7 protein-coding genes and 1 pseudogene are annotated in these 7,571 nt (G+C 66.3%); 6 read left to right on the top strand and 2 right to left on the bottom strand.

Annotated features, from left to right (window positions below; genetic code table 11):
- Positions 1-69 precede the first annotated feature (69 nt).
- The gene (locus tag U9983_RS12170; RefSeq protein WP_322754125.1) at positions 70-1,416 is read right to left on the bottom strand and encodes a hypothetical protein; all 1,347 of its coding nucleotides are present in this window, start codon (positions 1,414-1,416) and stop codon (positions 70-72) included.
- Positions 1,417-2,129: 713 nt separating this feature from the next.
- Here U9983_RS12170 and U9983_RS12165 point away from each other — a divergent pair.
- The 3 genes from U9983_RS12165 (at position 2,130) to U9983_RS12155 (ending at position 3,203) form a co-directional block, all read left to right on the top strand.
- Positions 2,130-2,399 carry a prevent-host-death protein gene (locus U9983_RS12165; RefSeq protein ID WP_322754124.1) on the top strand — a complete coding sequence of 90 codons (270 nt, stop codon included), beginning with the start codon at positions 2,130-2,132 and terminating at the stop codon, positions 2,397-2,399.
- Positions 2,389-2,847, top strand: coding sequence for a type II toxin-antitoxin system VapC family toxin (locus U9983_RS12160; RefSeq protein WP_322754123.1), 459 nt, complete (start codon positions 2,389-2,391; stop codon positions 2,845-2,847). The genes U9983_RS12165 and U9983_RS12160 overlap by 11 nt, the downstream gene beginning before the upstream one ends.
- A gap of 119 nt (positions 2,848-2,966) precedes the next feature.
- Positions 2,967-3,203: an AbrB/MazE/SpoVT family DNA-binding domain-containing protein gene (locus U9983_RS12155; RefSeq protein WP_322754122.1), complete on the top strand. Its 237-nt coding sequence runs from the start codon at positions 2,967-2,969 to the stop codon at positions 3,201-3,203.
- 663 nt (positions 3,204-3,866) lie between these two features.
- On the opposite strand, the pseudogene U9983_RS12150 reads toward U9983_RS12155, so the two are convergent.
- A pseudogene (locus U9983_RS12150) lies at positions 3,867-4,118 on the bottom strand (IS5/IS1182 family transposase); the annotation flags it as partial.
- A 230-nt stretch (positions 4,119-4,348) separates the two neighbouring features.
- Here U9983_RS12150 and U9983_RS12145 point away from each other — a divergent pair.
- The 3 genes from U9983_RS12145 to U9983_RS12135 all read left to right on the top strand — a co-directional run bounded on the left by U9983_RS12145 (position 4,349) and on the right by U9983_RS12135 (position 7,281).
- Positions 4,349-4,780 carry a hypothetical protein gene (locus U9983_RS12145; RefSeq protein WP_322754121.1) on the top strand — a complete coding sequence of 144 codons (432 nt, stop codon included), beginning with the start codon at positions 4,349-4,351 and terminating at the stop codon, positions 4,778-4,780.
- 406 nt (positions 4,781-5,186) lie between these two features.
- On the top strand, positions 5,187-5,666 hold the full coding sequence (locus tag U9983_RS12140) for a cupin domain-containing protein (RefSeq protein WP_322754120.1): 480 nt from the start codon (positions 5,187-5,189) through the stop codon (positions 5,664-5,666).
- Positions 5,667-6,468: 802 nt separating this feature from the next.
- A complete protein-coding gene (locus U9983_RS12135; protein ID WP_322754119.1) occupies positions 6,469-7,281 on the top strand; it encodes a hypothetical protein in 813 nt (270 codons plus the stop codon).
- The last annotated feature ends 290 nt before the right edge of the window (positions 7,282-7,571 follow it).

Genomic DNA, 7,571 nt, shown 5'->3' with positions numbered 1-7,571 from the left:
GCTGACCGGGGCGGGTGGACCCCGATGCCGATCGGGGTCCACCCATCCCACCGCGAAACTCCGGTAGTGCTACCTGGGCGGGAACTGCGAGTTGGGGAGGGGATCAGCGAGGTTCGCGGTCGGGGCTGTGTCCGTGAACCCGATCACCGCGCAGTTGATGTCGACCCCGACGGAACCGTAGGGGGCGGGCTGACCGGTGGCAGGGTCGACGCCGGTCAGCAGATCAGGCCGGCTGGCCGCCAGGTTGAACACCTGGACCTCGTCGATCTGCCGCTTGTTGAGGCCCTGCCGCACGGCCTTGTCGGTCCACAGGCCAAGCTGCGCGTCCCACAGCGGGCTGTAGGCCAGCGCGTGCCTGGGATCGGTCTCGGTCGGGAAGTCACCGAACACGTTGAGCAGGTCGCCGCCGTTGCGCAGGGCGTCGATCAGCGCGGTGTTACCCGCGCTGGCGTCCTCGGCGACATGCCCGTCCTTGGCGAGATGAACGAACCCCTGTGCCTGGCTGTTGTCGGCGCCGGTCTGGCCGTTGATGAACCCGAACAGCCGCTCGCGGGCGGAGCCGAGGAAGTCGTCGCCGCCGTTGTAGGCCGCCTTGTCCAGCGCGGGCACGTAGGTCGCACGCTCCAGTGCGGCGGTCAGGGGCTGGCCCGCGTCGGTGCTGATGTACACGATCGGCTTGCCGGCGTCGAAGCCCTTGACGAACAGCATGTCGACGTAGGACTCCAGGTACTGGCCGGGCGGGGACGGAGGTGCGATGTGAATACCCAGGACACGATCACCGGTGTCGGTGTGGTGGACGACGTCGAAGGGACCGTCGCCGGTCGCGACGATCGGCGCGCTGTAGACGACGTTCGACCCTTCGAGGCGGATGAACGGGCTGTAACCTGGGCCGGCGACCGCGCCGGGCTGGAACTTGGCAAGCGGGAAACCATCCGGTCCGGGCTCGGCCACCCGGGTCGGGCTGAAATCGGGCGCGCCCTGGAAGTTGACAACGGCCTGCCCGAAACGGTTCTGCTGCGGCGTCGGCGCGTCGAGGGTCACCGTCTGGACGCATTCCTGGCAGCCGACGGCGAGATTAGTGAGCTTAGGCGCATAGTTCACCCCCAGGTCGCGTGCCAGGCCCTCGTCAGAGGCATCCAGGAGCGTGAACCACACCGTCGTGCCGTTCGCCTTCCCCTTGTAAAGGGGCAGGCGGACGCTTTCCTTGCTGAGATCGACCTGGAGCGCGCTCTCGAGCGTCAGGTGATCACGAGGCAGCAAACCGTGTAGCGGCCCCAGTCCCGCGGCCGCACCCTTCGGCTGGTTCGCGCCGGCGAGCGCTTGACCACCTGTCACCCCCGTAGCTGCGATAATCATGAGCGTGGCAGCCGCGAGCGACCACCGTTTTGACGACCATCGTTTTGACAGCACAGCCATGCCGTTCTCCTTCCATTCGGGCGGATTCCCACCCGTGTTCGTGAACCGATCGACGTCGGGATCTCGTGAGTTTTCCGTCGTTGCAGCAACCTGGGATCAACAAGATTTCACCGAAACCCCGACCCCGCGACGATAGAAAGGCGTCGCTGGATGCGTCAAGGTGAATGGCGAGCAGGGGAAACGCCGTAAGAATGCCGTAAGAATCTGACCTCGGACGCCTGCGACCGGAAATTCCGATGTAAGGGCACGATAATTGACAAGGCCTGCCCAGCCGCAGAGCCTTTTTTGAATCTTGTGTTCGGACAGCGATCCGCGGCACAGGCGTCTGCCCTGCTACCCGGCGAGCCCCGTCGACCGTGGACGGTCGACGGGCTCGCCGCCGCGGTTCACGTCTTGGGTTCACGTCTTGCGCGACGCCGGCCTGATCTACCGCCGGAGACCCGAGGGCCGGCGCCGCCGTTGCCGGTAACCCCGGGGCGGCTGTTCTCGTGCCGGTCGCGGTACCAGTCGCGGTACCAGTCGCGGTACCAGTCGTCGTACCAGCGGCAGTAGGTTCGGCCGACGACTTCACGTCCGGACGTCCGGATGTCCGGCCGTCGAGGACGGCTTCCGGTTGGCGCTCCTGCAACGTAGCGTGACATCCCATAGTTGATCTCGACCTGAGAGTGGCACCAGGTGGCACCAGGTGGCACATGGCGGGTATCGTCGGCGGTATGAGTTCTCAACCTGAGGTCACCCAGCGTGATCTGCGCAACAGGTCAAAAGAGATCATGGACGCGGTCCAGGGCGGCCAGGCGTTCACGGTCACCCGCGACGGACACCAGATCGGCGAGCTGATCCCGCTGCGGCGGCGTCGACGGTTCGTCCCGCGCAGCGAGTTCATGGCGATGTCGCGCAGCGCCCCCGACATCTCCCTGGATACCTTCCGAGCCGACCAGAACGCCACGGCCGACCAGGAACCGGACGACCCGTATGACCGGTGACCACGCCCACGGGCTGCTCGACACGAACATCATGATCTTGCGCCGGTGGGTGGACCCCGACGAGCTTCCCGCCGAAATGGCAATCAGCGCCATCACCCTGGCGGAGCTCTCCGCGGGGCCGCACGAGGTGCGCAGGAACGAGGAGCAGGACAACTACGACGAGCACGCCGAACGCGCCCGGCGACTGGACGTGTTGCAGCGTGCCGAGAACGAGTTCGACCCCATTCCGTTCGACGTGGAAGCCGCGCGCATCTACGGCAGGGTCTGCGCGGCCGTGATCGGCGCCGGGCGCAAGCCCAGACGACGGCTGGCCGACCTGATGATCGCCGCGATCGCAATAGCCGAGGACCTGCCGTTGTTCACGACCAACCCCGACGACTTCACGGGACTGGACGGCCTCCTCACCGTCGTCCCCGTCACCCGGCCGGCAGTGCTCCACAGCCGGTGAACGCAGGCCGCTCGCAACCGATTCCTGGGAGCCTGAGGCGGTCAGGCAAGCGAACCCGCGGCGACCAATTTTCTGGTACGCCGGGAATGGCCTGGGAATCGACTGGTACCGTTTTCCCTATGGAAGTGACCGTCGATTCGGTGGGACGCATCGTCGTCCCCAAGCCACTACGTGACGCTCTGGGCCTCGTACCCGGTGCGTCGGTCGATGTGAGCCTCTACGGTGCCGGTCTGCAACTCGTACCCACCGGACGGACGGCGCGGCTCCGAGAGGTCGACGGCTCCCTGGTAGCCGATTCGGACACCGTCGTGACCGATGAGACCGTGTTCGCCCTGATCGACGCCGGGCGCCGGTGACCGACCTCGCGCTCGACACGAGCGTCGCCGTCGCCTATCTCCTGCGGTCTCACGTCGCCCATACTGCGGTCCGACACCACGTCGGCACCCGGGTCCCCACGCTGACCCCCTCTCTGCCAAGGTGAGTTGAGACAGAACGATCTATCCGTCGGGTGTAGCGAGTAGGGCGAGATGCGGATCAGGATCTTGCGACTTTGACCATGGCAGACGTGTCGTCGGGTGGTTCGGAAAGGCCGAGCGGGAAGGCGCCGAAGGGGTCCGGTTCCAGGAAAGGCCAGCCGACGCGGCGGACGTTTACCGACGCGTACAAGTTGAGGATCGTCGGGGAGTACGACGCGTTGACCGAGCACGGTGCTCGGGGGCGTTGCTTCGCCAGGAGGGGTTGTACGACTCGCACGTCGCCAAGTGGCGTAGGGCGCGTGACCGGGGCACGTTGGGGGCAAAGAGTTCGCCTGGGCTGGCCCAGGCGGCGGGGTCGGCGGAGAACCGGCGGTTGAAGGCCGAGAACGCGAGACTGGCCGCGGAGTTGGCGAAGACCCGGGCGGTGCTGGAAATTATGGGAAAAGTGTCCGCTCTCTTGGAAGGTCTCTCCGAGAGAGCGGATCGAGAATAGAAGCGGACGCCGTGACGAGTGCGGCTCTGGTCGAGTTGGAGCCGCTGATGTTCCGCATCCTTGGTGGGACCGAGGATGCGCACCCGGCCGGTCTCGATCACCGAACCGTCGACGATCACATGATCGTAACCGGCCGCCTTCGCGGCCAGTAGGGCATTGCGCAGGTCAGGTGCCCGCAGCGCCAGCACCGCGATGCCCTCGTGGAGGTAGGTGTAGGACGTCGACCGGCCGATCCCGTGGTCGCCGGCGAGTTGCCTGAGCCGGATCCTATCGCAGAACCAGCGTAAGACCATCACGGACTGTACTCAGAGGCGGAGCGGGGGTGTCGCGGTGCCGCTACACCCCCGAGGGCTCAACGGCGGCGCGACCGCCTCGTGGGACTTTGTCCGCCGCCTGATGTGTCGCCCTGGTCGCGACGGCTGTCAGGCGAAGGCATCCGGATACAGAACCTCGGGGGCGGGTACGGGTCGGCTGGAGGCAGCCAACCGATCCGCGAGGCCCAGGGCCAAGCGACCGAGAAGGAGGGTCAACTATGAAGACGCTGTCTGAGCAGCTCAGCGAGTTTTCCGACCGAGCGAGGAAGGTCGATGACGTGGTGGGCGCGGCGCGGGAGAAGAACCGCGCGCGCCTGGAGGCAGAGCGAGCCGCGCTGACGACCTCTGTCACGGCCGCCAAGACCAAGGCAACGGGCAAGGTCGAAGAGGCGAAGGCCGGCATGCAGACACAGTGGGACACGGTGCGCTCGTCGGTAGAGCAGCGGTTCGCCGAGTCGCGCGCAGATGCCGACAAGCGACAAAACGAGCGGGACGTCCGCAAGGCGCAGCACCGTGCTGAGGTGGCTGAGCAGGACGCCGTCGACGCAATCGACCTGGCGCTCTCCGTCCTCGACGGGGCAGAGTACGCCATCGTCGACGCGGCCATCGCCCGCACCGACGCTGACGACCTCGCCGCGAGCCGCCAGTAGGACTTTGAGATCGACCAGTGGCCGCGGGCCACAGCAGGGACACCGACCCCTTGCAGGAGCCTCCTTGGCCCGCGCCACCACGAATGCAGGCCGGCGCCCGGCCGGCTTTCGCAGGCCTGACTCGATGCCGACAGTTAGATCAATAACCCTGGGGTTGCGCCGTCTTCCTAAGACCGGGAGTCGTGGAGTGGAACCTGCGGGCCTGCGCGCGCAAGGGTCACGCGCCTTACCGCCCCGACGAGCCGGAGCTCGCCGCGAGGCTGAGAGTCGTGACGACGGCGGGCGTCGCTTGGCGCTGCCTGCGCTGCGGTGACTTCGCTGTCGGGGAGCCCAAAAGCGGCGGCCCCGCGCGGTGCCCAGGTGCGGGCGCCGGTAAATTGCAATGCGACCTTCTACAGAAGACACCGTGCCCACACCACGCCGCGTGATCATCGGGGTCGATGGGGAAGGTCGCTCGACGGTCTCGTCGGACAAACCGGCCAGCCTCTCGTTCGACGTCGGTCTTGCGACGATGCACCAGCTCTGGCTCACCACCGAGATGCCCGCGGACGTCACCCACGATGCGCTCGAAGAGAACCCGCCCGACGCACCCCTCAGTCAACCGGCAGCGGGCGGCTCGCTGTTCCAGCTCTGCATCTTCAAACCGCACACCGAGAGCCCCATGCACAAGACGGACACCATTGACTACGTCGTCGTGATGTCGGGAACGATCGACCTGGACACCCAGGATGGGCGCACGGCCACCCTGTCCGAAGGCGACTGCCTCGTCCAACGCGCAACCCTCCACCGGTGGGCAAACCGTTCCGACGAGCTGTGCGCAATAGCCGTCACCTGCATCAGCACGAGCGCGGACCCTGATGCCGATACCAACATCCAGCTCGGCTAGGTTTGCCGACCCAACCCGACGCCGTCGCCGGGCCGCGAACGGGATCGCCTTACGCCCGGCGCGGATGGTGCGCCCGGGCGCATGCGTAGGGGCGTATTCGTAGGGGCGTATTCGCGTCGTTCGGCTACGCCGGGGGTCAGCGCTGCGTCGCAGGGCCTTCAACACATCCTGCGCAACAGGGAGGACGTCTCCGACGAGGCGCGGGATGCGCTGCGGTGGGTCGCCGCATCTCGCAGCGCCGAGGACACGGGCGGTAGGTCATTGCGGTCACCAGAGCGGCACTTCCCACCTACGGCCGGCCGCCGAGGACACGGGCGGTAGGTCATTGCGGTTACCGGAGCGGCACTTTCCACCTACGGCCGGCCGCCGAGGACACGGGCGGTAGGTCATTGCGGTCACCAGAGCAGCACTTCCCACCTACGGCCGGCCGCCGTCACCCGCGGGGGATCCTGTACCCGGCTGGGATCCCCCGGACGGCCGCTGGTCGCTGGTCCCGGACAGGGTCAGTCCCGGGTCTGGGTATCGGTGGTGTCGAGTCGCCCACAAAACCGGTAACGCCAGGAACTTGGGCACGTATTCGGCACGATCAACCACCGGGGGCCGGTGACGGTCGGATGTGGCCGGACCGACGAAGAGGGCTCCCTGACCAGGTTTGCCCGGGTCAGGGAGCCCTCGTTGCAGGTCTTGGGGTGGTGCCCCCAACCGGGCTACCTACAGATCAGTGCATACCTGATCTTAGAGAAATGGCTGGTCAACTGGTAATTGAGGACGATTTCGTCCTACCGGAGCCGAGGAGCGAGCGGTGACTGCCACGCCGGGTCGAAGCGACGTCATCGTCGGTGGCAAGCGGGAACCTGCGGTTCAAACTGTGACCGTGCTCATGGGCATGGTCGTCGCATTGAGCTTCTTGTTTGCGTTCGGCAACGTCTGGACGCTGGGAATCAGTTTGGGCGTGCCTGTCTATGTGGCGCCTTTGGTGGCCCCGGCCGTCGATTTGTCTGTTATTGGCCTGCTTCTCGGGACGCGTCAGCTTGCCCTGCGTGGCGCGAGCGCCGAACAGATTCGACCCGCCCGCCACCTTTTGATCTTCTGTAGTCTCGTGACGCTTGCGCTAAATGACACCGAGCCGCTGATCGAGGGGAACTACGGTCGCGCCGCCTTCGACTCAGTTGGCAGCTGCCTGCTCATCGGCTGGGCGCACGTCGGCCCACTACTACTCCAAGCAATGAACGAAACCCGGGGAGTGCCGTACCCGTCACCGGCTGGTCACTCGCAGACGACTGGTAGTCGGCCTCGACTCACGACGACCGCTGGTGCCGGGAATGCCCTCGTAGAACCGGCGCTGGTGCCGGCGCAGTGGAATAGGCGTGGCGCACCGGTCACGGATGGTCGCGTCGTCGACGGTGATCTGCTGGAGCGGGCACGGGCGGAGGACGCGCACCACTGGGAGCTGTACCGTCGTCCGATTTCGGCCGAGACCCTTCGTAAGCGCCTCCGCATCGGTGCGGCCACGTCCCGCAGCCTAGTGGCACAGCTCCGCGGCGACACCCACATCAAGATCAATAATGAGCAGAATTCTGCCAGTCGTGCCCCGCAGCCAGCATCGGCGCTGTAGAGGTTGGTCTCGACGACCTGCACCGCAAGGCATCCGATGGTACGCCTGATCGTTACCGATCGGACACGAAGAGCATCAGGCATCCCATCTTGCCGATCAATTCCTCCAGGGCTGTCGCGTCCGGTCAGAACGCATCCCGCCCAGCAGCTCGGCGTCCAGCAGCGCTCGCTTAAAGATCTCCCTCAGGTCGGCGGAATCCCGGGCGTGTCGCGACCACTGACTACTGCGGGTAGCGCTCCTCTCCGTGCGGGACGGGCTCCTCGATAACGCTCTCACGCAGGGCCGACGGC

The organism is Protofrankia sp. Cas3 (assembly GCF_963555955.1).
Classification (GTDB): Bacteria; Actinomycetota; Actinomycetes; order Frankiales; family Frankiaceae; genus Protofrankia.
Note: the sequence above shows the minus strand (reverse complement) of the source record. Positions and strands in the feature narration are given on the sequence as shown.